Below are 24,609 nucleotides of genomic sequence, written 5' to 3'. Positions count from 1 at the left end.
CTAAGATGGCCACGCTTCAGTAAGGGTGCTTTGTGCAGAGCGTGGAGTGACCCGATGAAGGTGCCGGCGCCAGGCGCGAACGCGAGTCGGCCATCATGATGGTGCAGTGTTATCCCACTCAAAAATCGTCCAGGCCTGACTCTGCCCGAAGGGTGGAGTGCACAACTGGCACTGCCTTCGCTGTAGGTTCTTCCTGCCTTTTGACATGTGTTCATGTCATTGAGGGGATGGACGACTTACCTATCACTTCCTTCGATGGGCGCTTCAAGGCCGAGCCCGTTATCGTCGATCTTAAAAACGATATTGGAGCATTCACGTGAACCTCTAGCGTCTCCGTCGGCGTAATTATCAGGATCAAATCGATGGAAAGCATTGCAGTAGCCCATGAACCATCGTTGATGAGTGCCGATTTTCTACGCGGTCGTCTTGATGTGAATGTTGAGTCTTCTTCCTTTCCCCCTCAATCCCTTTTTGGATTTGCGGAGAGACGTAATCCCAAGAGGGCATTCCTTTTTGTATCGCGAGTTCTTGGCCGGCATATACCTGCCCGGCCATCACTGATGGTGGAAAGCTTCGAGGACCTGGCTGCGAAAATTCCTGAAGATCTGCCGGGCCCGGTGTTGGTGATAGGGATGGCTGAAACCGCGGTTGGCCTCGGGGCGGGCGTCCATCGTGCCTATAGCTCGACACGGCCGGATACGATGTACATCGTCAGTACCCGTCATCCACTGGGCACCGGGTTATTCGCTCGCTTCGAAGAGGAGCATAGCCATGCCAGTGCTCACCTGATCCATCTTCCGCTCGACCCGGTTATCCGGGAAATGATGCTCAATGCTCGCTCAGTGGTGCTGTGCGACGATGAAGCGTCGACCGGGAAGACATTCATCAATCTTCATCACGCGCTTGTGGATGCCGGGCTTTCTAAGGTGGAGCGTGTTGTCACTTGCGTCCTCACCGACTGGTCGGCTGGATCGGTACGTGCCGCAATGGGTCCAACAGTAGAGCAAGTGTCTCTGCTGCAGGGGTCCTACACCTTCACCGAGGACAAGAATGCCCCGTTGCCAGAGATGCCGGATGTTGGCGCAGTAGCAATCGGGGATTGGCCGCTCATTCCGGCTAACGATTGGGGGCGGCTTGGTGTTCGCCGCGTAGAGGACACCCTCGCTCCGGGCATTCAGATCAAGCCGGATGAGCGCGTTCTGGTTATCGGGACGAGTGAGTTCGTGTGGCGGCCTTTTTTGCTGGCTGAGCGACTTGAGCAAGCCGGGGCGGATGTTCATTTCAGCTCGACGAGTCGCTCGCCCATTGCTTTGGGACACGCCATCGATCATGCGCTGAGCTTTTCGGATAATTATGGTCTGGGCATTCCTAACTTCCTCTACAACGTACGGCCTGGTCAGTTTGATCGCGTCTTTATCTGTACCGAGACGCCTGCGCACTCTGTGCCCGCAGAGTTGATTCAAGCGCTTGGCGCAGAGGTGATTGTTGATGCGCAATAATCGCCCGTTGGTCTTTGCCGACCTGGATGACACGCTCTTCCAGACGACTCGTAAAATGCCAGCGGGGGCCGAGCGTCACCCGGCGACGTACGACATTAGCGGCGAGCCTAATGGCTTCATGAGCGCAACGCAGAAAATGTTGCTCGAGTGGCTTCTAGGTACTGCCGATGTCATTCCCGTGACCGCACGCAGTGTAGAAGCCTACAGCCGAGTGAAGATTCCGTTCACCTCCGGGGCGATATGCTCCCACGGTGGAGTCATCCTGGGGCAATCCGGCGAGGTTGATCGAGACTGGCACGCCCACATGGCCGAAACCCTTAGCGACTTTCAGACCCGACTTCCGGACCTGAGTGCCACAACATTGTCCATCGGACAGGCGCTTGGGTTCTCATTGCGAGGCTGGGTCGTTGATGAAGCGGATCTGCTGCACTACGTCGTGATCAAGCACAACGAGTCTGACGATTCCGTGCTGGCCAAGGTCCGCGCTGAAGTTCAGGCCCGCGGTATGTTGGAGGGCATGCACATTCATGGCAATGGCAACAACTTGGCGTTTCTTCCGAACGGCTTGGCCAAACGGTTTGCTGTTGAAGAGTGGCTGCGCCGAGATCGGGCTATCCACGGTGAGCGACTGGTGATCGGTCTTGGTGACAGCATTACCGATCTGGGCTTCATGGATGCTTGCGATTTTTGGGGTACTCCCGCGCGCAGCCAGTTGGCCAAAGCGGTGGACGGGCTTCTCCATGCATGACGCCATCCGCTCATTGGCAACGGTCGGTTGCGGCAGCTATGAATGTGGTGACGTCCATTTTCTGCTCAAGCCCGTGAGCATCGAAGTGACCGACGTCCACGAAAAGGAACGTCTGATTCAGTCCCGGCTCAAGCACTACTCCGAGATGATTAGTCACGAGAGTGCGCCTACCGCCCTGCATAAGGCTTTGTACGAGAAAGCCCTGGTGCAAAACGGCGCGCGTATGGCGGGTGACGTCCAGGCGCTGGCGCTGGCACTTAATGATTTGCACACCGGCCCGACCATTGCGCTGGTCTCCTTTGTACGTGCGGGGTTGCCACTGGGTGTGCTGCTACGCCGCGCTCTGCTGGATCAGGGGCGTGATGCGCACCATTACGGCATCAGCATCGTGCGCGACCGTGGTATCGACATGACGGCGCTTGAGGCGATCATTCAGGCCCACGGAGCCGAGAACATTGTCTTCGTTGACGGCTGGACCGGGAAGGGCGCCATTTCTGGTGAAATTCGTCGCAGTCTCGCCGGCGACGCACGTTTCCCTGTTGACCCCCGATTGGTTGTTCTTGCCGATCCTTGTGGGCGGGCGTGGCTGGCAGCGTCAGCCGAAGACTGGGTCATCCCGTCGGGGATCCTTGGCGCAACGGTGTCTGGTCTTGTCTCCCGATCAATCTGGCCCACCCACGGCGGGCTGCATGGCTGCGTTGTGTACGACCACCTGCACGACCATGACGTCACGCGCCCCTTCATTGAGCAGATCAACGACCTGCGCAAGAACGTGGGTGTGCGTTATGCAGCAACTCCCTGGACATCTTCAGAGCAGCACGCCTTACAGGTTGCGGCGGCCGCAGTGGTGGACCGGCTCGCCCAACGATTTGATATCTCAAATTTAAATCGAGTGAAACCCGGGATTGCCGAGGCTACCCGGGCAGTGCTCCGCCGTGTTCCTGACCATGTACTTGTCAGAGATCGCAGTGACCAGGACGTGCAGTTGTTGTTGCATCTCACGGAGCGAGCGGGTGTTCCGGTTGAAGAGGTGGGAAGCGATCTAGGTCCATACAGGGCTGTGACAATAATCCGGAGTGTGAGCGAATGAGGACGATCTCGGCTTACGCCCTTGGCGCGACCCTCTACATGCCGGCTACACGCGGCGACATCCTTGATGTTGTGTTCCGCGAGAAACTCCCTGAACTGCGATCACTGGTTGTTTGCCTTGAAGATGCCGTCGCAGACATTGACGTCGATCAGGCGCTTCAAAATCTGCACTTATTGCTTACCCGCATCCACGAACGAGGTGGTCTTCCGGTAGATGCTCCGTTGCTTTTCGTCCGTCCGCGTGACGCTGAAATGGCGGCTGTTCTGAACGACTGGTCTTTGATGCAGCACGTAAACGGTCTTGTTGTCCCAAAGTTGACGATGGGCAACCTGTTCGAGTGGGAGAACGCCGTCACCAATCCGTGCATGCTATTGATGCCGACCCTGGAGACCGCTGACGTTTTCAACCCGAGTGCGATGGTCGAGCTTGGCCAGGCCCTGCGTGAGTCGCTTCACGAACGGATCATCGCCTTGCGAATCGGTGGCAATGACTTAATGGGGTGCCTTGGCCTGCGCCGGAACCCGCTGACGACGCTTTACGCAACGCCCATGGGTTACGTCATCCCTATGCTTACGGGCGTTATGGGCTCCCTCGGCTTTGCTTTGACCGCCCCGGTTTTTGAGCAGTTGGCGACTCCGCAATTGCTCCAGGACGAGTTGGAGTTAGATATCGCTCATGGACTGGTTGGGAAAACGGCCATTCATCCCAGCCAGATTAACCTTATTCAGGACGCCCTTCGCGTATCCCTTGATGACTTGAACAGCGCTCGCTTGATCTGCAGCGACTTGGCTCCCGCGGTCTTCAAACACAACGATGTCATGTGTGAACCCGCGACCCATTACAAGTGGGCGACCAGTATCCTGGCGCGTGCCAAATGGCATGGCGTCACGCCGCAGGTGAGCGGCGCTAGTGAAAGCCCTGTTCGGCTGGCTGAGCGTGTCAGATGAGCCGAGCAGCACTTAGCCGTTAGAGTCAGCCGATACTCACGCCATGAGCTTCCGCCAGTGGTTTCAATCCACCAACGAACCCTTGGCCAATGGCCTTGAACTTGAACTCCTCGCCGCTGCGATACAACTCACCAAAAATCATGGCGGTTTCGGTGGAGGCATCTTCAGACAGGTCGTAGCGAGCCAACTCTTTGCCATCTGCCTTATTCACAACGCGGATAAAGGCGTTCGAAACTTGGCCAAAGCTTTGTTTCCGCGCTTCAGCATCATGGATGGTGACTGCGAATACCAGCTTCTTGACTGCGGCTGCTAGACCATTGAGTTTAACGGTGGCTTGCTCATCATCACCGTCGCCAGCACCTGAGCGGTTATCACCCAAGTGCTCGACCGAACCATCAGTCGACTTTTTGTTGTTATAGAAAATGAAGCTATTGTCGTCGAGTACCTTGCCACTCTCACCCACAATAAAAATGGATGCGTCCAGGTCGAACTCCGTTCCGTCAGTGACGCGAGGGTCCCACCCCAGACCGACGATGACTTCCGTCAGGCCTGGAGCCTCTTTGGAGAGCGAAACATTACCGCCTTTCTGCAGACTTACAGCCATGATTGAATCCTTGTGCTGATGAGTTTGAATAAATCAGAAGTTCATGCCATAGGAGTTGGCCAATGCTTTCAGGCCACCCGCATAACCTTGACCCACTGCGCGGAACTTCCATTCGCCATTGCTGCGGTACAACTCAGCGAACACCATTGCGGTCTCGGTAGAGGCGTCTTCAGCAAGGTCGTAGCGAACGATTTCAACGCCGGACAACTCGTTGACGATACGGATGAAGGCTCCACCCACTTGGCCGAAGTTCTGTTTGCGTAATTCAGCATCATGGATAGTAACGACGAACACCAACTTGTCGACATCGACGGGTACATGGCTCAGGTCGATTTTGATGCTTTCATCGTCTCCATCACCGGCACCGGTACGGTTGTCTCCCGTGTGCTCGACCGAACCATCTGTTGATGCTTTTTGGTTGTAGAAAATGAAGTCTGCTTCACTGCGAACTTTACCGTTTGCACCCAGCAGCATCGCGCTGGCATCCAGGTCGAACTCTGTGCCATCGGTAGCGCGAGGGTCCCAGCCAAGGCCAACCACAATCTTCGTCAACGAAGGGTCGGTTTTGGAGAGAGAGAGATTGCCGCCTTTTTGAAGTGTCAGTGCCATTGAGTTAATACGCCTTGTGGTAAGTGTTTGTGCTTAAGCTTTTTCAGGTTCTTCTTTGCCTGGGAACATCAGACTTGCAACGACACCGATTGCCAACACGACCATGACGATCATGAGACTGGTGTTGGGGTCGATGGTGTAACCATGGTGGAACAGGTGGTTGGTCGCGTTCAGACCGAGTTTCGCTGCGATGAAGAACAGCAGTGCAATGACTGATTTTTCCAGGTGAACGAGGTAGCGCTTTAAGGCTTCAAGGACGAAGTACATGGTCCGCAGACCTAATATCGCAAACAGCATTGCCGAATAGACGATCAAGGGCTCGCGACTCACCGCAATGACGGCGGGCACCGAGTCGAACGCAAACAGGACATCGGAGATTTCAGTCACGACAACACACAAAAAGAGTGGAGTGGCGAACAGTGCGCCTTTGCCCACTAAGGTCATGCCTTTGTTTTCCGGATTTTTAAGTTCTGTTTCCAGCTCGGTACGGCGTACGAAGAATCGGTCACCGTGCAACTTCGGCCACACAGGGAACAGTTTTTTGGCAAAGCGATAAGCCATGTGTTGGGAGTAATCCACTTCTTCCTCGTTATCACCGCCTGCTCTGAGCATCATGACTGCTGTCCAGGCCACAACGAGAGCAAACACCACCTCGACCCATGGGCCGAACGCAAGCAGGCCTGTGCCGATGGCAACGAAGATCAAACGGAACACAATGGCGCCCATGATTCCCCAATAGAGGACGCGATGACGCAAGACATTGGGGATTTTGAACCAGGCGAAAATAGCCATGAACACGAACAGATTGTCCACGCTCAGGACTTTTTCCAGTGCATACCCCGTCACGAACAGGGTCGCGATGGTTGGGCCATGTTCGACGTAAAGGAAGCCGGCAAAGCCTAGCGAGATGACTATCCAGAACACTGACCAGACGGAGGCGTTGAGTAATGTAACTGGCTTATTACCGCGGTGGGTCAGCATGTCGATGAGCATGGCACTAAGTGCCAGCCCGACAAAAACCGCCATCGTCAGCGGGGGGAATCCGAGATTCGTAGTTTCCACAATACCGCCCCTTAAAGATCGAAATTAGCTGGATTCAAACCCAACTCGTTACACATGAGGCGGCACATAGCCTGTTCTTTCTCGTCAAAACTACCGTCTGCTCCCCCGATCGCGCAGCAGACACGGACCAGCAGGCGCGCGGCATCTTCTTTTTTACGGATTTTAGCGATCGTTTTAAGCGCTTCTGCTTTCCCGATTTGATAGTCAAATTCAAATTTTGAGCAAACATCCTGAAATGACTTGATCACATCCTTCAGGTCAAACACCTTCAATTCCTGAGAGTTCTGGATATAACCGGTCATCTTCAGTTTTTCTTCTGCACTGATATCGCCGTCGGCGGCAGAGACCAAGGCGCAGCCTGCGACAACCGCATCCATGAACTCGCGGTTCTTGAATTTAGTGACTTCAGACGCGAGTTTGTCGCGGGCTGTTGCAGCATTAGTTTTCAACCAACCAAGCATGACCATTTCTCCCAAAAGCGAGACTGAGTAAGCCTCGCAAGTAACATTAGTTATTTAGAACCGGCCGCCCAGCGCATGCCCCAGCCATAGACCTTGTCCATCGCACTGTGGCCTTTGTGAAAGTCCACACAGCGAGTGACCTTGACGGTGCCGTTTTCATTTTCGAGCAGCGCAATAGCGCACATCCCGTGGCGACCTCCTTCCTCGTTGAGGCGCACTTCAATCGGCGGTTGGTTCGGGATGGAGATGACCACAACCCCGCCGGTTTCTTTCCAGTTTGGTGCGCCTTCGTAAATGAAGGCGTACACCAGAATGCGGCGTATCTCTTTCCACTGCTGGCCATTGATGTGCAGCCATTCACCATCACTGACTGAGCCAGTGCGGTCATCGCCCATCAGTTGAATAAAGGGCTCACTGCCGAGATTGCCAAAGGAATTACCCAGCGCCTGAACCGCGCCTTTCTGGCCATTTTGCAATTCGTACAGACAGCCCACATCAAGGTCGATAGCGTTGTTTTTCTTCGAGAAAAATCCGCCACCAGGGGGTGCGTGATTCCAGTTCAGGTTGACTTTTATTTCGCCAAAATCGCCATTACCTTTTTCCAGGCTGATCGTCGATCGTGACTTGTCCAGAGTGATTTTGCTGAGGCTGACACTCGGCTTTATGGCGGCGGGTGGCGCTGCCGTGGGCATGGGCGGGGCAGCAACGGACGTAGGCGTCGGGGCTGCGATCTCGACACCAAAATGCTTGGCCAAGGGTTCCAGCCCACCCGCGAAACCCTGGGCTACGCAGCGAAATTTCCAGCCCCCCTGACGACGATAAAACTCACCCAGGATCAGGGCGGTTTCCTTCATTCCGGTCGTCGGGACCACGACGTCTACTCCGCCGGTCACGCTTAGCGACAGGTGAGAGACACTGTCAAAACTGGCTTTGTTTTCATAGAGGGTTGCGGTCAGTGCGATTTTCTCAATCGCTGGCTCGAGACGACTCAGGTCGAGCATAAAAACTGCGCGCCCGGACGAGGTGTCAGTCATTTGCACTGCGCCCCCGTTAACGCTCTTCTGACCGTAAAAGCACATATCCTGATCACCGCGGACCTTGCCGTTCGCATCGAGAACAAATGCCGAAATATCGATGTCGGCAACCGACAATGCCAAGTAGCTGACCTCAACCGTCAACTGCCCCGTGGTCACCGATGTATTGGCCCCGGGAGCCAGATTGATCATGCGCGCACCGCACTGACGGCCAGAGCGACGAGGTCATCAGCCGTGCGGCCGTTGGTTACTTCACCAATAGCTGTGAAGTTCCAACCTGTGTCGGTGCGTGCGAGGCAGGCCATCACGATACCGGTATGGCGACCTTTCTCAGACAGGTTGAAGCGCGCCAGCTCTTTGTTGTTTCCGGCGTCGACGATGCGGCAGGTGGCGTTTTCGACCTTTTCAAAGGTCTGCCCAGTGAAGGAGTTGACCGTAAACACCAGGAACTGTGCCGCAGCCGGCAATTTGTCCAGTTTGACGTTGATGGTTTCATCATCACCGTCGCCTTCGCCGGTGCGGTTGTCACCCGAATGGGTAATCGAACCGTCTCTGGATTGGAGCTGACGGAACCACACCAGATCCATGGATTTCTTGTTGGCGTCAAGCATGATGCAGGAAGCATCGAGATCGATTTCGTCACTACCGCTGCCCAGTAAACGGCCTATAAAGCCACGAGCTTTCACGGGGTCCCAGCCCAGGCCCAGGCTGACATTTTTAAGGCTGCTACCTGCAGTTTTTTCAAGAGAGATGGATTGGTTTTTTGCCAAAGTAAGTGTCATGTCTACGCTCCTTTTTTGCGTTCGGAATTTGCGTGGTGTGGGCGCCGCTCTTAACCGTCGGGCCAATAAGCACCACACCTGTATCGCAGGCACGGCGTGAAGGTGTATTGCTCGGGGGCGTGTATAAGATCGCTGAATTGGGCAGCCACGAGTCTTGATCGGGCAGTACAAAAAACTGGCGAAGTGCGGCTATCGCGACTGACGTTTACCTTCCGGAATAACCGACCTCATCAATTCCACTTGCAGCCGATGAGGCTCCGGAGTTCGGGCTCGCAACTAGTCTTTCGGAGCCATCGCCAGGGAACTGCGACGTCGCAATAAAGACCTGACGACCGTGACGAGTGCTAGCGTTATCAGGGTAAGTGCGGTGAAGAAAAGGGTATTGAAGACGGGGAATGGCTCGGCTCGACTGTCTGTAGGCTCAACCGAGGTAATGTTTGGAAAAACCGAGAATATCTGGATGCGCCAGCCATAGGAGCGGATGAGAGACAACTGTTGGGCGTCACGGGAATAGCCTTGGGCTTTGGCTTGCACGTCGGCAGCATCAAATTTGAAGTACCACGGAAAGCCCCAGCCCGTGTCTTCATTGCGGTACACCACCACCTTCTTGGTGTCCGGGTCTTCGGTATTGATGAAATAGACGTCCCGGGTAGGGCCGTCGGAGGGGTTCTCGGCATTGATCACGCCGTCAGCGTCGATACGCTTCACTTCCACTCCGGTGATCAAGACGACGTCATGTCGAGGCAGGACGTAGTAAAGGCCCAGCGCGCTAACGCCGACCACTACGAAAACAGCCCCTATCACCATCCGCTTAAACCACTTCATGCCATGCTTGCCTTCCTGATTAAGGTTGCGAACCTTGCGCTATTTTCATTTCTGCGGCATGCCGAGATTGTTGCAAAATCAGACAAGCGAGGAATCTGCCGGCCTCAGATATCGTTTTTTCACGCGGAGAGGCTTGGGATTTAAAGTCAAGTCAAGCGTCTGCCGAAGGCACCTGATTTATTGCTTTTTGAGCGGTTTAAAAGGGAGAGAAATCACACCTTTAATTGAGTTCCAGCTGTCCGCTAAAGGCGGCCCGCCACCGCATTGACTATGCTTCGTCGAGATATCGAACCTCGACGGTTTCCCACATGGCTGGGGGGCGCAAAAGCGTCAGTAGTGCCAGTCGCATAACGCGGCAAAGGAGCACTCGAAATGGCATCTAGAACAGGTCGTTCCAAAGGCAAAGAGGTCAGCAGTGCCGCTGAAGCGCCAGCCGCTGAAACGGCACAAAAAAAGGCGCCGAAGAAGGTACAGAAGAGCGACGTCGGTAAAGCCACTCCAAAGAAAACCTCATCTGCTCGCACCTCCGGGGCTGCTCAGGCGCGCGTGCTGAATGTCAGGCCTGACGGGCTGGACTTCCGAGACAGCATGTATATCCCCACCTTGGTGGAGGTCCCGATACGAAGGGAGCTCAGCGACTATCAGAAGGCAGCTGTACCTGTCCTGGATCAGGGCCACGAGAGCGCCTGTACCGGATACGGCCTTGCGACAGTCGCGCACTATCTCTTGCGTACCCGTAAGTACCAATCTGACCAGACTCGGGTGAGTCCGCAGATGTTCTACGACCTGGCCCGTCGCTACGACGAATGGGCCGGTGTGGACTACGAAGGTTCAAGTTGCCGTGGCGCGATGAAGGGTTGGTACAAACACGGCGTTTGTACGGCAGAGCAATGGCAGTCGAAAAGCAAGGTGCCGGCGCTGACCGAAAAACTTGCGCAGGAGGCGGCATTGCGTCCGTTGGGTGCCTATTTTCGGGTCAATCATACGGATATCGTGGCCATGCACGCCGCGATCGCCGAGGTCGGCGTGTTGTATGCCAGCGCCACTGTACATGCCGGATGGAGCGAAGTCGGCGCTGACGGGTATATCCAGCCATCATCAGAAATCCTCGGAGGCCATGCCTTCGCGATAGTGGCGTATGACCAGGACGGCTTCTGGATTCAGAACTCCTGGGGTGAGGCTTGGGGTCTGGGAGGGTTCGGTCGTGTGCGTTATGACGACTGGCTCACTAACGGGGCGGATGTCTGGGTCGCTCGGCTTGGCGCCCCCATCAACGTGACAGCAGTGGCGCGTATTGCCAGCCCGACAATCGGTACCACAGCGGTGTCTTCCAGTGAGACGCTCAGGGAAATTCGGCCGCATGTCATCAGCATCGGCAATGATGGCACGCTCGACCCTCGCGGCGACATTGGCACCACGCTCGCCAGCGTGCGCGAAATTCTGGATGTGGACTTTCCGCGAATCACCGAGAAGTGGAACAAAAAGCGCATCGTCGTCTATGCCCACGGCGGGCTCGTCAGCCAGGCAAGCGCGATTGAAACGGTCGCAGGCTATCGACAGACCCTGCTTGATGCAGAGTGCTATCCACTGGCATTTATCTGGAAAACCGACTACTGGACCACCCTGGGCAACATGCTGGCCGATGCAGCCCGGCGTCGGCGCCCCGAAGGCGTGTTGGACGCGACAAAGGACTTCATGCTTGATCGTTTGGACGATGCTCTGGAACCCATTGCGCGCCTGCTGACTGGCAAATCCGAGTGGGATGAAATGAAGCAAAACGCGCTACTTGCCACCGTGAGTGCTGAGGGTGGTGCACGGGTGGTAGCCGAGGGGCTCGCGGTGCTTGCGAAACAGGGCGTAGAAATCCATCTGGTGGGACACAGCGCCGGGAGCATTTTCCTCGCGCCGCTGGTGCAGTACCTGGTCTCGAAGGGTGCCATGAGTAGTGGTCCGATGGCACGTAGCAGGGTGGAAGGGCTTGGAACAACGGTTGCCAGTTGTCACCTGTGGGCGCCGGCCTGCACCGTGAAGCTTTTCCAGGAGACGTACCTGGAACCCATCAGTGATAAGCGCATTGGGCAGTTCGGCCTGTTTACCCTGACTGACCAGGCCGAACGCGACGACAATTGCGCGCATGTCTACAACAAGTCTCTGCTCTATCTGGTGTCCGATGCCTTCGAGGATCAGGTCCGCATTCCGCTCATTCGTCCCGACGGCGAGCCGATTTTGGGCATGGAGAGTTTCATTCGGAGCGAGCCGGCACTAAGTGGGCTGTTCCAGTCGGGAACAAACGCTGATTGGGTTCGTGCGCCCAATGACCTGCCAAAGGGTAATCAAAGCGCATCCCAGGCGCGGCATCATGGCGACTTCGATAATGATGAGGCCACCGTCCGGGCGACACTGGCTCGCATACTGGGTCAGCGCCAAACGCCCCAGTCAATGGCTATTCCGCAATCAACTTCCGTGCTGGCGCAGCGCCGGCGGCAGGTGGACCGGGCGAGCGCAATCGGACGCCGGTAGCTGTCCACAGACTGCCTTTGTCGGCGCGACTTCAGGGCGTTGAGTCTGTGGGGCGTCAGAGCGCGCCTTCACGCATCAATCAAATTTTGGCAGGGATGCCTCGCTCTGGATGCGTTGAGTGCGGCCCAGAACCGGTACGCACGCACCTGCATTTCAGGTGGCAATGTTAAAAAATGTTATTTTAAAAAATAACTTCACATAATCCGTTCATTGGTGGATTATCTGTCCAGCCTGTACGACAACCTGAAAACAAGACAAAACAGGATTGCCTCGATGTTCGACAAGGTCCCGACTCACACGCTGAGCGACAGCATCGATCAGCCGCTTCCGGATGAGATTGAGGTCGGTGTGTTCCCCACCGGCAGCAAACCATCCAGTGAAGCCATTTCCCGCTTGAAGAACCCAGGTGTGCTGCAGCCCCGGCAAGGGCGCGGCACCTTCGTCGTGGGCAACGTTTACGCCCTCAATGCGCTGAATAATCTCTACAACGTGGCCCGCCGTCTGCGCCTTGCTGGCGCGGAACAAGCCGCTGTTTCCTTCTGGAGTACGCCATGAATAACAAGAATGTCGGTGTGGTTGGTTTGGGCGCGATGGGCCTGGGCATTGCTCGCTCGTTGTTGCGCAGCGGTTTCAATGTGCATGCCTGTGATGTGCGCGCTTCGGTGACGGAGCAGTTTGCAGGCGAGGGCGGCGTGGCGTGTTCTTCGCCATCTCACATGGCCGCTGAGTGTGACGTGATCATTACCGTGGTGGTGAACGCTGATCAGACCGAAGCCGTATTGTTTGGCGAAGGGGGAGCCGTGGCCGCGCTGCGTCCTGGCAGTCTGGTGATCGGCTGCGCCACGGTGGCGCCGACTTATGCCGTGGATTTGGGACAGCGCCTGACTGACAAGGGCCTGCTGTATCTGGATGCACCGATCTCCGGTGGGGCGGCCAAGGCTGCTGCGGGTGAGATGACCATGATGACCTCGGGTCCGGCGGATGCCTATGCCAAGGCCGAAGCGATCCTTCAGGGCATGGCCGGCAAAGTCTACCGCCTGGGTGACGTTCATGGCCTGGGCTCGAAGGTGAAGATCATCAACCAGCTCCTTGCCGGGGTGCATATCGCGGCCTCTGCCGAAGCCATGGCGTTGGGCTTGCGTGAAGGGGTCGATGCCGACGCGCTTTACGAAGTGATCACTCACAGTGCCGGCAACTCCTGGATGTTCGAAAACCGCGTGCCGCACATTCTCAAGGCCGACTACACGCCGCTGTCTGCGGTGGATATTTTCGTCAAGGACCTGGGCCTGGTGCTGGATACCGCGCGGGCCAGCAAATTTCCACTGCCGCTGTCGGCCACCGCTCACCAGATGTTCATGCAGGCTTCCAGCGCGGGCTTTGGTCGTGAGGACGACTCGGCGGTGATCAAGATATTCCCGGGTATCGAGCTGCCGACAGCCAAGCCTGAGCCTGTTTGAGGAACGCACCATGAACACATCCACTGCACGGCCATTGCTGGGCTGCATCGCCGACGACTTCACGGGTGCCACGGACCTTGCCAACATGCTGGTGCGCGGCGGTATGCGCACCGTACAAAGCATCGGTATTCCGAGCGCTGAAGTCACCGCCGGGCTCGACGCCGATGCGATCGTCATTGCCCTGAAATCACGCACCATTCCCGTCGCCGAAGCGGTCGAGCAATCCCTTGCGGCGCTGGCGTGGTTACGTGAGCAAGGCTGCGAGCAGATATTCTTCAAGTACTGCTCGACGTTTGACTCCACCGCAGCTGGCAATATCGGCCAGGTCAGCGAAGCGCTGCTGGCCGCGCTGGACAGCGACTTTACCCTGGCCTGTCCGGCATTCCCGGAAAATGGTCGGACCATTTTTCGCGGTCACTTGTTTGTACAGGATCAGTTGCTCAGCGAGTCCGGCATGCAGCATCACCCGTTGACGCCGATGACCGATGCCAACCTGGTTCGGGTCCTGCAATCGCAGACCGGCCTGAATGTCGGTCTGTTGCGCTACGACACAGTCTCTCAAGGGGTCGATCAGGTACGTGCGCGCATCGCCGAATTGCGGGCCCAAGGTATCGGCATGGCAATCGCCGATGCCTTGTCGGATAAGGATTTGTACACCCTGGGTACCGCTTGCGCCGATCTGCCGTTGTTGACCGGCGGCTCGGGATTGGCGTTGGGCTTGCCCGAGAACTTCCGTCGCACCGGCAAGCTGCGTGACTTCGACGCCTCGAAGCTTCCGGCTGTGTTGGGCGGTGAAGTGGTGTTGGCCGGTAGCGCCTCCGTGGCCACCAATGGGCAAGTCGCAGCCTGGCTCGAAGCCGGTCGGCCGGCCCTGCGGATTGATCCATTGGCCTTGGCCGCAGGCGAACCCGTAGTGTCCCAGGCATTGGCCTTCGCCCGCGATAATGAACAAACGGTGTTGATCTATGCCACCAGTTCGCCGGAAGAGGTCAAGGCAGTGCAGCACCAGTTGGGTGTCGAGCAATCTGGCAGTCTGGTTGAGAACACTTTTGGTGAAATTGCGCAGGGCTTGCGCCAGAGCGGCGTGCGCCGCTTTGTGATCGCAGGGGGTGAAACCTCGGGTGCCGTGGTTCAGGCGCTGGGTGTGCAGTTGCTGCAGATCGGCGCGCAGATTGATCCGGGTGTGCCGGCGACTGTCAGCAACACGGATGAGCCTCTGGCGCTGGCACTCAAATCGGGCAACTTCGGAAGCCGGGATTTTTTCAGTAAAGCTTTGACGCAACTGGCGGGAGGCGCGCAATGAGCAAGGAAAACGCATTGCGCGAAGAAATCTGCGAGGTTGGCCGCAGCCTTTATCAGCGCGGTTACACCGTCGGCAGCGCAGGCAATATCAGCGCCCGTCTGGACGATGGCTGGTTGATAACGCCGACGGATGTCTGTCTGGGGCGCCTCGATCCAGCGACCATCGCCAAGGTCAATTTGGCTGGCAAATGGGTGTCCGGAGACAAACCTTCAAAGACTCTCGCGCTGCATCGCCAGGTCTACGACCGCAACCCGGGCGTCGGTGGCGTGGTGCATACCCACTCCACCCATTTGGTGGCGTTGACGCTGGCGGGTGTCTGGCATCCAGACGACATTTTGCCGCCGTTGACGCCGTATCAGGTCATGAAAGTCGGGCACATTCCGTTGATTGGCTACCAGCGACCGGGCTCGCCAAAAGTCGCCGAGCAGGTCGCGCAGCTGGCTAACAGCGTTCGTGGCGTGATGCTCGAAAGGCTGGGGCCTGTGGTCTGGGAGAGTTCGGTATCCCGCGCAAGCTATGCCCTGGAAGAGCTTGAGGAAACTGCCCGGCTCTGGTTGATGAGCAATCCCAAGCCCGAACCGCTGGATCGGGCTGCGTTGGATGAGCTGCGAGAGATTTTTGGTGTGCACTGGTAAAACGCAGATTTAACACGGTAGATCGATAAAGCAGGCCCTGTCCTGGAGACGCGCAGCGAGCTTCGACGGCCCCGGCTGGCCTGACAAAACAATAACAACAGGAAATCCAAGCATGACTTACCTTGATTGCGGCATTTTCAGATTCAGTGGTAGAACCGTTTCGTTCACCCGGCGTGGGGGGCTTCTGAAATGAGCCCGCTATTCCTGATGGTGACCGCCGGGCTAGGGATAGCACTGTTGTTGTTCCTTGTGCTCAAGTACAAGTTTCAGCCCTTTGTGGCTTTGATGCTGGTAAGCATCCTGGTGGCGTTGGTGGCCGGGGTGAAGCCGGCCGATCTGGTCGCCACCATCGAAGGCGGCATGGGCAAGACCCTGGGCCATATCGCGATCATCATTGCCCTGGGTGCGATGATCGGGCGGATCATTGAGCTCTCCGGCGGTGCCGAGGCGTTGGCCAAGACCCTGATCACGCGCTTCGGTAACCGACGTACGCCCCTGGCGCTGACGGTTGCCGGGTTTATGGTCGGGGTGCCGGTGTTCTTCGAAGTCGGCGTAATCATTCTGATGCCGCTGGCCTATGGCGTTGCCCGCACTGCGCGTAAACCGCTGCTGGTGTTCGCGCTGCCGATGTGTGCGGCCTTGCTGACCGTCCACGCCTTCCTGCCGCCACACCCGGGCGCAGTTGCCGCTGCCAGCCAGTTGGGCGCCGACTTGGGTCGGGTGCTGATGTTCGGCCTGCCGTTGACTGCGCTGCTGTGCTACGTCGGTTATCGCGTAGCAGGGCGCATGACCCGTCGGGTGTACCCAATGACCGACGACATTCGTGCCGAAGTGTATGGCCCGCATGTCACCAACGAGGATCTGGTCGCCTGGTCCAATGGCAACGGGAAGAGCACTGAGCGCGCCGCTGTGGCCGCGTCCCACATGGGCCTTGAAGAGTCCACCAGCAGCATTGTTTCCAAACTGCCGCCAGCTCCACCACCAGGTTTCGGTTTGATTGTCAGTCTGATCCTGCTGCCGATCATTCTGATTCTGCTGGGTACGCTGTCGACTTCGTTGCTCCCGCCCGAGTCGACCCTGCGCAGCATCATGACTGTGCTTGGCGCACCGTTGGTGGCGCTGCTGCTGGACACTTTATTGTGTGCCTGGCTGCTGGGCTCGCGTCGTGGCTGGAGCCGCACTCAGGTGTCCGACGTGATCGGCTCGGCGTTGCCCGGCGTGGCGATGGTGATCTTGATTGCCGGTGCTGGCGGTGTGTTCGGCAAGGTGCTGGTGGATACCGGCATCGGCGCTGTGGTCTCCGATATGTTACGCACGACCGGTCTGCCGGTGCTCGCTCTGGGCTTTCTGCTGACCATGCTGTTGCGTGCGGTCCAGGGGTCGACCACTGTGGCCTTGGTAACTACTGCAGGTATCATCAGCCCACTGATTGTTACCCTCAACCTGACCCCGAACCACATGGCTCTGCTGTGCCTGGCCATGGGTGGTGGCGGGTTGGCAATGTCCCATATCAATGATGCCGGTTACTGGATTTTCACCAAGCTGGCTGGGTTGAACGTGGCTGACGGCCTGCGTACCTGGACCGTACTGACCACATTGCTCGGTACGCTGGGTTTCTGTATTACCTTGCTGATCTGGCCTTTTGTTTAACCCTTTATCCAAGGAGCTACCATGCCTCGTTTTGCTGCCAACCTCAGCATGCTCTACCCGGAACATGAGTTTCTGGATCGCTTCGCCGCAGCCGCCACCGATGGTTTCGAGGCGGTGGAGTATCTGTTTCCTTACGATTACAGCGCTCAGGAGCTCAAGCAGCGCTTGAGCGACAACGGCTTGGTGCAGGCGCTATTTAATGCGCCGCCCGGCGATTGGGCGGCCGGCGAGCGGGGCACGGTGTCGTTGCCGGGCCGTGAGAGCGAATTTCGCGGTGGTTTCGATCGCTCACTGGAATACGCCGCGGTGTTGGGTAACTCACGAATTCATGTCATGGCTGGTCTGCTGCCCTCCGAGAATGAACGGGCTCGGCATCATGCCATTTACCTGGAAAACCTTGCCTACGCGACCGCCCAGGCGGCCAAAGTCGGGGTCACGGTGTTGCTGGAGCCCATTAACACCCGAGACATGCCGGGCTTTTTCCTCAACCGGCAGGATCAGGCGCAAGCCATCTGCAAGGAAGTCGGCGCCAGTAACCTGAAGGTTCAGTTCGACTGCTATCACTGCCAGATCGTCGAGGGCGATTTGGCCAGCAAATTGCGACGGGATTTTAACGGTATTGGCCATATCCAGATCGCGGGCGTGCCGGACCGGCACGAGCCAGACCTGGGAGAGGTTAACTATCCCTATCTGTTCGAGTTGATCGATAAGTTGGGCTATGACGGTTGGGTAGGGTGCGAATACAGGCCGCGTGGCAACACGTCGGCCGGTTTGCAGTGGCTGCGGGACTGGAACGCCCGCTAACGCGCAAAACCCTACACGCCTTCATCAGAAGGCAGCAGCAGTTCAACCCCCTGTTTGCGGATGCTGTCGGCGGCGGCAGAGGTCAGCGCGTCGTCACTGATGATAATGTCGAACTGCTCGATCCCGGCAATCTTGTACATGCTGAAGGTGCCGTACTTCGAGCTGCTGGCCACCAGCACCACTTGCGAGGCCGATTGCATCGCGACTTGCTTGACCTCTACCTTCAGCGCCGAAGGCGTTGTTAGGCCGCGACGAAAATCCCACGAACTGGTCGATATGAAGGCGATATCGGTGACGATCTGGCGCAACGTGGCCACCGCCAAACCGCCTACGCATGAGTGGTTGGAATGATCCAGCTGTCCGCCGGTATGAATGACGGTGACATGGAGCGCATCCATCAACGCCTGGACAATGCCGAAGTCGTTGGTCACCACGGTCATGCCGGGCAGGGCCTTGATGAAAGGGACGATTTCCAGTGTGCTGGTTCCGGCATCCAGGTAAATCGTCATGTCGGGGTGCAGTAACCGCGCGGCCAGTTTTGCCATCGCCTGCTTCTGTGGCAATTCGACGACCGCTTTGAGTTGATGGCTAGGTTCGCTGTGCAGCTGGCTGGCGATCCGCACGCCACCCGTGACCGAGTAAGCACGTCCTTCCTGTTCAAGCAGCGCGATATCGCGGCGTATGGTCATGTGCGAACAGTCGAACATTTCCATCAATTGATGAACGCTCAGCACCTGATGCTTGCGTAACTGCCGTAGCATAAGCTCACGGCGCTGCTCAGGGATCATCGGTGCGCCGCTTTCGGCGGCGATGTCTTTTTGACTAGACATTCGAGCTCCAGAATGAAGAAGTCCGCAGAAAAGAAACGCGGAACAAATATAGTAGCGAATCTACGGTCAGGGAACGACACGTTTGACATTCCGCGCGACTGCGCCGGGATGCCAGCCACTCAATGGGCTTTGAATAACTTGCCGCCATCTGTCTTCGCCCGACAGTCTTCCCTGGCGTGGGACGCTCTAAGGTAGAAGTATGAAGCACATTGTCACCGTTTTATCCGCGCTTGCTATCGCTGTCGGCCTCCTGGGTTGTATCAGCGCGCCGGTCGCAATGACGCCACAGACTGAGCAGCGTTTGCACTCACAAGCCCCTATCCGTTTTTTGCTGACCTTTGACGACGGGCCAAGCGCGTCCGGTTTTTTTAATCCGACGCTCTCCGTTCTCGATGATCTTGCCCATAATCCGGTGCAGCCGGGCATCAAGGCAGTGTTTTTTGTGCAGACCCGTGCGGCGCGGGCGGGCGGCAGCGAACTGGGCCGAAAAATCATGCACCGTGAATATGACGAAGGTCACGTGCTGGGCTTCCATACCGCCACGCCGGGGCATACCAATCATCGTTCTCTCAGCCCGGAAGAGCTGGAACAGTCGCTAACAGAAGGCAGTGCGGACATCGCTGCGATCACCGGCGCGCCACCGGCTTTGGTGCGACCGCCATTCTGGAATTACGACAAGCGCACCTTCGCCGCCTATCAGCAGCATGGCATGCACGTTTTGCTGACCGATCTGAGCGCGAATGACGGCAAGATCTGGGGCTACAATTTCAGCCTGCGCAGACGGTCCAGCATGCTGAGGCAATTGTCCGAAGTGCGCGAACGGATTGCTGCAGGTGAGTTACCAGCGGTCGATGGCGCTATTCCGGTGGTCGTCACGTTTCACGACCTCAACCGCTACACCGCTCGGCACGCGCAGGAATACCTACAGATACTGATCGACAGTGCGCGCGAGACGGGTCTGACAACCGCAGCCAAGCCTTTTTACGATGATCGATCAGAGTTGCAGCATGCCGTCATGGCGCGCACCGTCAGGGACAGTTCTGAGCCTGTTCAGTTGCCTGGGTTCTGGAGCTGGTTTTGGGACAGTAATTCGCATTAGTTTCAGGAAGTTATAACGGTTGAAACACGGGGCGCGCGCGATCAGCGCCTACCGCGCAAGATGGCTGCTTTATCAACGGACTGTCGAGAGCTCGCGGGAGCAGGGCATGGAAATATTTTCCTCCAGCGATTGACATGCTATCCGAACAAGTCCAGAATTGCGTCCATTCCTGATGTGGGAATGCAAAAAAACCTATAGATTTCAAAGAGTTGGAAGCTAGATTAGATTCAAGTTTTCAGCTTATGTGTGTATGCGTTCAATGTCAGCTGTATCGACGTTGTACGTTTGGGGCCGAGTAGCAAAATGGTTATGCTGCGGATTGCAAATCCGCCTACGCCGGTTCGATTCCGACCTCGGCCTCCATCATAAACAAGCTCCGTAGATCCATGATTTACGGAGCTTTTTTATTGGTTTCGCGCGCAATATTTTGTCGTATTGACGGGACCAGTAAACTTGCTTCACAGGGTAGGGGTGTATATATTCCCTGCACATCGCGCTACCGCCCGAATGGCGAAATTGGTAGACGCAAGGGACTTAAAATCCCTCGTTCGTAAGGACGTGCCGGTTCGACCCCGGCTTCGGGCACCATTTAAAATCAAGGGCTTACACGCGATATCGCATGTAGGCCCTTGTTTGTTTTTGGGTCGCAATTATGGCTTTGGGTCGCAATTCATCTGGTAGGGGTGACTTTCTTACCCTTTCGATCGCGGATGTACTGCTCGGTCATTACGACGGTGGTATGCCCAAGTTGATCTCTGGCCTGCATGATGTCGCCACTGGATTCAGCCTTGTCAGTGCCCGCTTTTGCGCGCAAGTCGCGCAACTGAAACTCAGACTTGTTGACCCCGGCTTTCTTCCTGGCCGCATCAAACCTTCCCCGCAACATGCTCGCCGACATCGGTGTGCCATCCTCGGTAACGATCAGTCGGGTCGAGCGGACCTTGTGACCAGTCTTCCTGGCCATGATCCTGTCGATCAAGATTTTCAATTCGCCGATGATCTCGATTCTGCGCTTAGCCTTCGTTTTACCCTGAAGCACGCCGATTTGACCGTCTCGCACATCACGCTCGTCCATGAGTCTGGTATCAGTGACCCGCTGTCCGGTGAGATAGGCCAGGTCCATCGCATCCTGCAGCCCGACGTCGGCAGCGTCATAGACCTTCTTAAATAGCCCATCCTCAACGTACACATCGCGCCCAGTCTCTCTGTTGCCCTTGATCCCGGCGCAGGGGTTTGCAAGTGCCGTATAGCCCCGATCTCGGGCGTAATTCCAGATGGCGCTTAGCAGAGCCTTTTCCCTGTTGGCGCGAACGGGTGCCGACTTCCGCCAGGTCAGATACTGCCGCACATGCTGCGGCAGAATGGTTTCAAGCGGTGCTGGTGGATCATCGAAGAACGCCAGCAAGTTCTTGAGCTCCCGTTTGTTGTCTAATTGGGTCGCCGATCCTTTGGTCGGCACGATATCGACGAAGTATTTTTCAGCGACGTATCTGAACGTGATTACCTTGTGGACCAACGCAGTAGCCGCTCGGTCGCGCTCGAACGTCGCGTACTTCATAATGGCCAGGCCATAGTCGCTACCTAGCGCGATCTCCTTCCGGTCCTTGCCGCCGGCTTCGTAGTAGTAAAAAACCCGCCCGCTCGACTTTTTCCGTTCCCGTAGTCTGGCGACGGATCCAGACTTACTTGGTCTTCTTCCCATTTCAACCTGCCTTGCGCGGTGTCCATACGGGTGTTTCGGCCTCAAACGCACCAACGGCGGTGACCGCCATTGCGGTAACGCTTGGCCAGCCACTCACCTTGATCGTGTGCCGAACGCCATTTCTTTTGAGGTTGAGGATCTGGCCGGCCTTGGTGCGCGCGCCGGTCAGCTCGCAAACCTCGTCGTGCGACAAAAACTGAATGCTGCTCATGAGGTATCCAAGCCGCCCTATGGCGGCAGAAGGTGGTTAGGATTTACTGGCGACCCATTTGATGAGTTCTGATTCGTCGTCCGGACGGACTTTTAGTTGACTCCATCCAAGCCCGCGAACCATCCCGAGGATTTCGGTTGAATCCATGCCGCCACGCTCGGCGAGGCGCTGCAGAGACTGGCTGTGATTGCGTTGGGCGTGCTCTTCGTATGGCAAGAGCAGATGCATTGGGATCGACTTGATTTTCTTCCCGCGCATGACGGGCATGTTTTCGATGGGCATGCAGAAATCCTCGCCCGCCATTCACCGGCAGGCTGTGTAATTTTGGGAGGGGGTGTTAGATAGCCAGGATGTGGCCGAACGGAACGCGGAACCCTGAGGCGTTGCGATGACCGCCACCGCCATACTGCTGAGCGATTGCCGAGACATCCTCGCCAGCATCAGAGCTGCGTAGGCTGAAGGATCGGCCTTCTGGCGTGTCCCAGTAGCAGGCGGCGAAGGGCTCGCCCGCGCACATCAGGTGCCCGGCATCGCTGGTCAGCGTGTACGGCAGGTTTGCCACTGGCACGTCATGGCCACCGATCATCATCCGGCGCTTGGTCACCCCAACCAATTCCGCGACGTCCTTGTGGTGCTTGCGCTCAATCGCCTGGCCATCCGAGCGTAAGGCGCTGACGTCGGCGGAGAACAGCCCGTCCCAAACTTCGAAGTCATACGGGTAGCTGAAAACGCTGGCCTGTATCTCGCGAGTGCCTTCCAGCTTGAACAGCCACAAGTCACGGTCCTCGATGTGATTGATCAGTGCGGGGCGGGGCATGCCTGGAAAGAAGAAGTCCCATGTGATGCCGGCACCGGACCTGGTCATGTCGAAGAGCGCGCCAATGTGGGGTGAGTTGTTGCAGTGGCACTCTGCTTTGCAATCGCTCTGGAAGTCCTTATAGGTAAGACCAGCCCAAAATAGATTCTTCAGGTCTTCGTGCGCAGTTTTGTGGTGGTCGAGGATCAGCAATGATGCCGCTTCGTAGGACATCTGGACGAGGGTGTCATAGGGGTAGGAAAAATCGACGATGACGACATTCTTGCCCGTAACGTCTGGCACCGGCTGGCCGTAGGTTGCTGCATGAAACTCGATGTTGGCGCCCAGGGCTTTGCGAACCACCCAGGCGGCGCCGAAGCCGTCGGCACAGTTGCCGTGGTAGATGCAGATGGTGGGGTGCTGATTTATAGACATGGGTGATCCTCGGCCGCCATTCTCTGGCAGGCTGGTAGTTGAATTGGGGTTAGAGCAGTGTGCCCTGAGTCGGCGCCACTTCGGGGATGTTGTAAGCCCAGCGTGGGGGCGAATTGTGCGACTCGATGCGGCTACGCATCACCGACGCTCGTGCCTCCTTGGTCGGTGGCGAGTACGTCCCGCGCCAGGCCTGGTCGATGCCTATGTTCCGGCCGATATTCGTGCTGTCTGCGCTGGAGAGCGGCAGGTGACCGAAGATCGCAGGGTCAAGCATCCGCAAGCCGTGAAGTCTGCACATGGGGCGCCCATCGTCGTCGCAAACCACACGCATGGCCTTTCCCATCTGCACCCACCAAGCAGCGCTGCCTGGCTGCGAGTAGTCGCCTGAGCTGCCGATGCAGACTCTTGGCCATCCACTGGCCAGGCGCTCCAGCCGTTCAAGGCTTTCGTGCATGTGCCAAACCGGTGCGCCAAACCATCGAGGCAGCGGCCACTCCTCAAGCAATGCGTCGTTCGCCTTCTCGTCACCGTCAATCACATCGGGTATCACGACGAAGTCGCACGCAGGAATCAGCTTGGCGTCCGCTGCCCAGCGGTAGAAGGGTTGCCAGTCAGTGATGGGTTTTCCTTGTTTCCAGGCAGAGAACGCCCCGTTATCAATTGCGAACGACTGGCAAACCTGAGCCGCCAGTGCGAGTTGTCGGGGATCACTGAAACTCACAAAGGCGTGGCCGCCGCCAATCGCCGCAGCGGCCGCTGTCTCGGGAGTGATCGGCAAGCCGTGGTAATGGATCATTTACCTAAGCCCCGCTGTTTCGATGGTTTGCTCTGTCATCACCGCATCCCCGAGCAGTGCCAGGCCATGTAGGCGAGGGCGATCATGGCGTCACCCGATCAGCAGCAATTTCATCAATGAAGGACTGCGGGAGCGTGGCGGTGAATTTACCTTGCGACCATGATAGCGGCTCAGACTTGCTGATCATTTCGTTCAGCAGATCGAAAGCAGCAAGTAGATTGCCGTCGCGAATTTCGCCATCCTCTGGCAAGTCATCGCAGAACATGTCGCTGGGATCGATCTCGCTGGGCATATTTGGCTCGCAGATGCACAGCTGCAGATCAGCCAGTTCGATTTCACTGTCGATGATGAAGTCACGCAAGCTGTCCGAGTCAAAGAAGTACTGATCGCCGTCGAAGATAACCAGGGGCTCTCCGGACCACTCCTTGACGGGCATGGCCGCGAATTTCGCTTGGCGACTTTCTTCATGGCACTGTGCGCAGTAGCTGCGCACCTTATAGATTGGATGGTCGAGGCTCTTCTCACAGCGGCGATGAGTGGCGCCACAGAATCGGGCAAGGTTCTCGTCCTGACCGAAGAAGCGGCCATCCGCAGAAACCCAGCCGGTAACAGTTTTAATGCTCGCTGCTTCCGGCGATTCGTACATCACAACATTTTCTTCCGGCATGACTTCGTCCTTACCGCTATAGCGGCTGACTTTGAATTGGGGG

At 57.0% G+C, this 24,609-nt stretch carries 26 protein-coding genes and 2 tRNA genes; 14 read left to right on the top strand and 14 right to left on the bottom strand.

Going from position 1 to position 24,609, the window contains the following annotated elements:
* The first annotated feature begins 362 nt into the window (after window positions 1-362).
* The 4 genes from AC1MEA_RS22185 to AC1MEA_RS22170 are packed head-to-tail and all read left to right on the top strand — an operon-like array spanning window position 363 to window position 4,284.
* Window positions 363-1,499 carry a phosphoribosyltransferase domain-containing protein gene (locus tag AC1MEA_RS22185; protein ID WP_480417425.1) on the top strand — a complete coding sequence of 379 codons (1,137 nt, stop codon included), beginning with the start codon at window positions 363-365 and terminating at the stop codon, window positions 1,497-1,499.
* Window positions 1,489-2,247, top strand: coding sequence for an HAD family hydrolase (locus AC1MEA_RS22180; RefSeq protein ID WP_480417424.1), 759 nt, complete (start codon window positions 1,489-1,491; stop codon window positions 2,245-2,247). The genes AC1MEA_RS22185 and AC1MEA_RS22180 overlap by 11 nt, the downstream gene beginning before the upstream one ends.
* Window positions 2,240-3,337 (top strand): cysteine protease StiP family protein, encoded by a 1,098-nt coding sequence (locus AC1MEA_RS22175; protein WP_480417423.1) that lies wholly within the window; start codon window positions 2,240-2,242, stop codon window positions 3,335-3,337. The genes AC1MEA_RS22180 and AC1MEA_RS22175 overlap by 8 nt, the downstream gene beginning before the upstream one ends.
* Window positions 3,334-4,284 (top strand): HpcH/HpaI aldolase/citrate lyase family protein, encoded by a 951-nt coding sequence (locus AC1MEA_RS22170; RefSeq protein WP_480417422.1) that lies wholly within the window; start codon window positions 3,334-3,336, stop codon window positions 4,282-4,284. The genes AC1MEA_RS22175 and AC1MEA_RS22170 overlap by 4 nt, the downstream gene beginning before the upstream one ends.
* A 25-nt stretch (window positions 4,285-4,309) precedes the next feature.
* On the opposite strand, the gene AC1MEA_RS22165 is transcribed toward AC1MEA_RS22170, so the two are convergent.
* The 7 genes from AC1MEA_RS22165 to AC1MEA_RS22135 form a co-directional block, all read right to left on the bottom strand.
* Window positions 4,310-4,888, bottom strand: a complete 579-nt coding sequence (locus tag AC1MEA_RS22165; RefSeq protein ID WP_219061857.1) for a TerD family protein — start codon at window positions 4,886-4,888, stop codon at window positions 4,310-4,312.
* Window positions 4,889-4,921: 33 nt separating this feature from the next.
* The gene (locus AC1MEA_RS22160) at window positions 4,922-5,497 is read right to left on the bottom strand and encodes a TerD family protein (protein ID WP_219061856.1); all 576 of its coding nucleotides are present in this window, start codon (window positions 5,495-5,497) and stop codon (window positions 4,922-4,924) included.
* Between the two features lie 33 nt (window positions 5,498-5,530).
* Window positions 5,531-6,559, bottom strand: coding sequence for a TerC/Alx family metal homeostasis membrane protein (locus AC1MEA_RS22155; protein WP_449633413.1), 1,029 nt, complete (start codon window positions 6,557-6,559; stop codon window positions 5,531-5,533).
* Between the two features lie 11 nt (window positions 6,560-6,570).
* A complete protein-coding gene (locus AC1MEA_RS22150) occupies window positions 6,571-7,020 on the bottom strand; it encodes a tellurite resistance TerB family protein (RefSeq protein ID WP_449633412.1) in 450 nt (149 codons plus the stop codon).
* 50 nt (window positions 7,021-7,070) lie between these two features.
* Window positions 7,071-8,246, bottom strand: a complete 1,176-nt coding sequence (locus tag AC1MEA_RS22145) for a TerD family protein (protein WP_480417421.1) — start codon at window positions 8,244-8,246, stop codon at window positions 7,071-7,073.
* Window positions 8,243-8,836, bottom strand: a complete 594-nt coding sequence (locus tag AC1MEA_RS22140; RefSeq protein WP_480417420.1) for a TerD family protein — start codon at window positions 8,834-8,836, stop codon at window positions 8,243-8,245. Before AC1MEA_RS22140 ends, AC1MEA_RS22145 begins: the two co-directional genes overlap by 4 nt.
* Window positions 8,837-9,112: 276 nt before the next feature.
* Window positions 9,113-9,661, bottom strand: coding sequence for a DUF1523 family protein (locus AC1MEA_RS22135; protein ID WP_480417419.1), 549 nt, complete (start codon window positions 9,659-9,661; stop codon window positions 9,113-9,115).
* A gap of 372 nt (window positions 9,662-10,033) precedes the next feature.
* Between AC1MEA_RS22135 and AC1MEA_RS22130 the strand changes: the two genes are divergently transcribed.
* The 7 genes from AC1MEA_RS22130 (at window position 10,034) to otnI (ending at window position 18,030) form a co-directional block, all read left to right on the top strand.
* Window positions 10,034-12,181, top strand: a complete 2,148-nt coding sequence (locus tag AC1MEA_RS22130) for a C1 family peptidase (protein WP_480417418.1) — start codon at window positions 10,034-10,036, stop codon at window positions 12,179-12,181.
* A 273-nt stretch (window positions 12,182-12,454) separates the two neighbouring features.
* Entirely contained in the window at window positions 12,455-12,736 is a 282-nt protein-coding gene (locus AC1MEA_RS22125; RefSeq protein ID WP_480417417.1) for a hypothetical protein, read from the top strand.
* On the top strand, window positions 12,733-13,638 hold the full coding sequence (gene ltnD / locus AC1MEA_RS22120; RefSeq protein ID WP_449633408.1) for an L-threonate dehydrogenase: 906 nt from the start codon (window positions 12,733-12,735) through the stop codon (window positions 13,636-13,638). Before AC1MEA_RS22125 ends, ltnD begins: the two co-directional genes overlap by 4 nt.
* Window positions 13,639-13,648: 10 nt before the next feature.
* Window positions 13,649-14,941 (top strand): 3-oxo-tetronate kinase, encoded by a 1,293-nt coding sequence (gene otnK, locus AC1MEA_RS22115; protein WP_480417416.1) that lies wholly within the window; start codon window positions 13,649-13,651, stop codon window positions 14,939-14,941.
* A complete protein-coding gene (otnC, locus tag AC1MEA_RS22110; RefSeq protein ID WP_480417415.1) occupies window positions 14,938-15,576 on the top strand; it encodes a 3-oxo-tetronate 4-phosphate decarboxylase in 639 nt (212 codons plus the stop codon). The genes otnK and otnC overlap by 4 nt, the downstream gene beginning before the upstream one ends.
* Before the next feature lie 189 nt (window positions 15,577-15,765).
* On the top strand, window positions 15,766-17,226 hold the full coding sequence (locus tag AC1MEA_RS22105; protein WP_480417414.1) for a GntT/GntP/DsdX family permease: 1,461 nt from the start codon (window positions 15,766-15,768) through the stop codon (window positions 17,224-17,226).
* Window positions 17,227-17,247: 21 nt separating this feature from the next.
* A complete protein-coding gene (gene otnI / locus AC1MEA_RS22100; RefSeq protein ID WP_480417413.1) occupies window positions 17,248-18,030 on the top strand; it encodes a 2-oxo-tetronate isomerase in 783 nt (260 codons plus the stop codon).
* 11 nt (window positions 18,031-18,041) lie between these two features.
* Here otnI and AC1MEA_RS22095 read toward each other — a convergent pair whose 3' ends face one another.
* Window positions 18,042-18,860: a DeoR/GlpR family DNA-binding transcription regulator gene (locus tag AC1MEA_RS22095; RefSeq protein ID WP_480417412.1), complete on the bottom strand. Its 819-nt coding sequence runs from the start codon at window positions 18,858-18,860 to the stop codon at window positions 18,042-18,044.
* Between the two features lie 199 nt (window positions 18,861-19,059).
* Here AC1MEA_RS22095 and AC1MEA_RS22090 point away from each other — a divergent pair, with 199 nt between their 5' ends.
* The 3 genes from AC1MEA_RS22090 (at window position 19,060) to AC1MEA_RS22080 (ending at window position 20,547) form a co-directional block, all read left to right on the top strand.
* The gene (locus tag AC1MEA_RS22090) at window positions 19,060-19,959 is read left to right on the top strand and encodes a polysaccharide deacetylase family protein (RefSeq protein WP_480417411.1); all 900 of its coding nucleotides are present in this window, start codon (window positions 19,060-19,062) and stop codon (window positions 19,957-19,959) included.
* A 289-nt stretch (window positions 19,960-20,248) separates the two neighbouring features.
* Window positions 20,249-20,322, top strand: a tRNA-Cys gene (locus AC1MEA_RS22085).
* Window positions 20,323-20,460: 138 nt separating this feature from the next.
* Window positions 20,461-20,547 (top strand) — tRNA-Leu (locus AC1MEA_RS22080).
* 82 nt (window positions 20,548-20,629) lie between these two features.
* Here AC1MEA_RS22080 and AC1MEA_RS22075 read toward each other — a convergent pair.
* The 6 genes from AC1MEA_RS22075 to AC1MEA_RS22050 all read right to left on the bottom strand — a co-directional run bounded on the left by AC1MEA_RS22075 (window position 20,630) and on the right by AC1MEA_RS22050 (window position 24,566).
* Window positions 20,630-21,661, bottom strand: a complete 1,032-nt coding sequence (locus AC1MEA_RS22075) for a tyrosine-type recombinase/integrase (protein WP_480417410.1) — start codon at window positions 21,659-21,661, stop codon at window positions 20,630-20,632.
* 1 nt (window position 21,662) lies between these two features.
* Complete coding sequence (locus AC1MEA_RS22070) at window positions 21,663-21,872, bottom strand: DUF4224 domain-containing protein (protein WP_480417409.1); 210 nt, start codon at window positions 21,870-21,872, stop codon at window positions 21,663-21,665.
* 36 nt (window positions 21,873-21,908) lie between these two features.
* Window positions 21,909-22,154: a hypothetical protein gene (locus AC1MEA_RS22065; protein ID WP_480417408.1), complete on the bottom strand. Its 246-nt coding sequence runs from the start codon at window positions 22,152-22,154 to the stop codon at window positions 21,909-21,911.
* 55 nt (window positions 22,155-22,209) lie between these two features.
* Window positions 22,210-23,103 carry a phosphohydrolase gene (locus AC1MEA_RS22060; protein WP_480417407.1) on the bottom strand — a complete coding sequence of 298 codons (894 nt, stop codon included), beginning with the start codon at window positions 23,101-23,103 and terminating at the stop codon, window positions 22,210-22,212.
* 49 nt (window positions 23,104-23,152) lie between these two features.
* A complete protein-coding gene (locus AC1MEA_RS22055; protein ID WP_480417406.1) occupies window positions 23,153-23,899 on the bottom strand; it encodes a hypothetical protein in 747 nt (248 codons plus the stop codon).
* Between the two features lie 82 nt (window positions 23,900-23,981).
* On the bottom strand, window positions 23,982-24,566 hold the full coding sequence (locus AC1MEA_RS22050) for a hypothetical protein (RefSeq protein ID WP_480417405.1): 585 nt from the start codon (window positions 24,564-24,566) through the stop codon (window positions 23,982-23,984).
* Between the last annotated feature and the right edge of the window lie 43 nt (window positions 24,567-24,609).

The organism is Pseudomonas sp. ASL8 (assembly GCF_056680355.1).
The sequence above is the reverse complement of the archived record's forward strand: the minus strand, read 5'-3'. Positions and strand labels throughout refer to the sequence as shown.

Bases quoted from the DNA above. Each gene is read 5' to 3' on its own strand.
- AC1MEA_RS22185 (WP_480417425.1), top strand. From the start codon at position 363: ATGGAAAGCATTGCAGTAGCCCATGAACCATCGTTGATGAGTGCCGAT.
- AC1MEA_RS22180 (WP_480417424.1), top strand. From the start codon at position 1,489: ATGCGCAATAATCGCCCGTTGGTCTTTGCCGACCTGGATGACACGCTC.
- AC1MEA_RS22175 (WP_480417423.1), top strand. From the start codon at position 2,240: ATGCATGACGCCATCCGCTCATTGGCAACGGTCGGTTGCGGCAGCTAT.
- AC1MEA_RS22170 (WP_480417422.1), top strand. From the start codon at position 3,334: ATGAGGACGATCTCGGCTTACGCCCTTGGCGCGACCCTCTACATGCCG.
- AC1MEA_RS22165 (WP_219061857.1), bottom strand. From the start codon at position 4,888: ATGGCTGTAAGTCTGCAGAAAGGCGGTAATGTTTCGCTCTCCAAAGAG.
- AC1MEA_RS22160 (WP_219061856.1), bottom strand. From the start codon at position 5,497: ATGGCACTGACACTTCAAAAAGGCGGCAATCTCTCTCTCTCCAAAACC.
- AC1MEA_RS22150 (WP_449633412.1), bottom strand. From the start codon at position 7,020: ATGCTTGGTTGGTTGAAAACTAATGCTGCAACAGCCCGCGACAAACTC.
- AC1MEA_RS22145 (WP_480417421.1), bottom strand. From the start codon at position 8,246: ATGATCAATCTGGCTCCCGGGGCCAATACATCGGTGACCACGGGGCAG.
- AC1MEA_RS22140 (WP_480417420.1), bottom strand. From the start codon at position 8,836: ATGACACTTACTTTGGCAAAAAACCAATCCATCTCTCTTGAAAAAACT.
- AC1MEA_RS22135 (WP_480417419.1), bottom strand. From the start codon at position 9,661: ATGAAGTGGTTTAAGCGGATGGTGATAGGGGCTGTTTTCGTAGTGGTC.
- AC1MEA_RS22130 (WP_480417418.1), top strand. From the start codon at position 10,034: ATGGCATCTAGAACAGGTCGTTCCAAAGGCAAAGAGGTCAGCAGTGCC.
- AC1MEA_RS22125 (WP_480417417.1), top strand. From the start codon at position 12,455: ATGTTCGACAAGGTCCCGACTCACACGCTGAGCGACAGCATCGATCAG.
- ltnD (WP_449633408.1), top strand. From the start codon at position 12,733: ATGAATAACAAGAATGTCGGTGTGGTTGGTTTGGGCGCGATGGGCCTG.
- otnK (WP_480417416.1), top strand. From the start codon at position 13,649: ATGAACACATCCACTGCACGGCCATTGCTGGGCTGCATCGCCGACGAC.
- otnC (WP_480417415.1), top strand. From the start codon at position 14,938: ATGAGCAAGGAAAACGCATTGCGCGAAGAAATCTGCGAGGTTGGCCGC.
- AC1MEA_RS22105 (WP_480417414.1), top strand. From the start codon at position 15,766: ATGAGCCCGCTATTCCTGATGGTGACCGCCGGGCTAGGGATAGCACTG.
- otnI (WP_480417413.1), top strand. From the start codon at position 17,248: ATGCCTCGTTTTGCTGCCAACCTCAGCATGCTCTACCCGGAACATGAG.
- AC1MEA_RS22095 (WP_480417412.1), bottom strand. From the start codon at position 18,860: ATGTCTAGTCAAAAAGACATCGCCGCCGAAAGCGGCGCACCGATGATC.
- AC1MEA_RS22090 (WP_480417411.1), top strand. From the start codon at position 19,060: ATGAAGCACATTGTCACCGTTTTATCCGCGCTTGCTATCGCTGTCGGC.
- AC1MEA_RS22075 (WP_480417410.1), bottom strand. From the start codon at position 21,661: ATGGGAAGAAGACCAAGTAAGTCTGGATCCGTCGCCAGACTACGGGAA.
- AC1MEA_RS22070 (WP_480417409.1), bottom strand. From the start codon at position 21,872: ATGAGCAGCATTCAGTTTTTGTCGCACGACGAGGTTTGCGAGCTGACC.
- AC1MEA_RS22065 (WP_480417408.1), bottom strand. From the start codon at position 22,154: ATGCCCATCGAAAACATGCCCGTCATGCGCGGGAAGAAAATCAAGTCG.
- AC1MEA_RS22060 (WP_480417407.1), bottom strand. From the start codon at position 23,103: ATGTCTATAAATCAGCACCCCACCATCTGCATCTACCACGGCAACTGT.
- AC1MEA_RS22055 (WP_480417406.1), bottom strand. From the start codon at position 23,899: ATGATCCATTACCACGGCTTGCCGATCACTCCCGAGACAGCGGCCGCT.
- AC1MEA_RS22050 (WP_480417405.1), bottom strand. From the start codon at position 24,566: ATGCCGGAAGAAAATGTTGTGATGTACGAATCGCCGGAAGCAGCGAGC.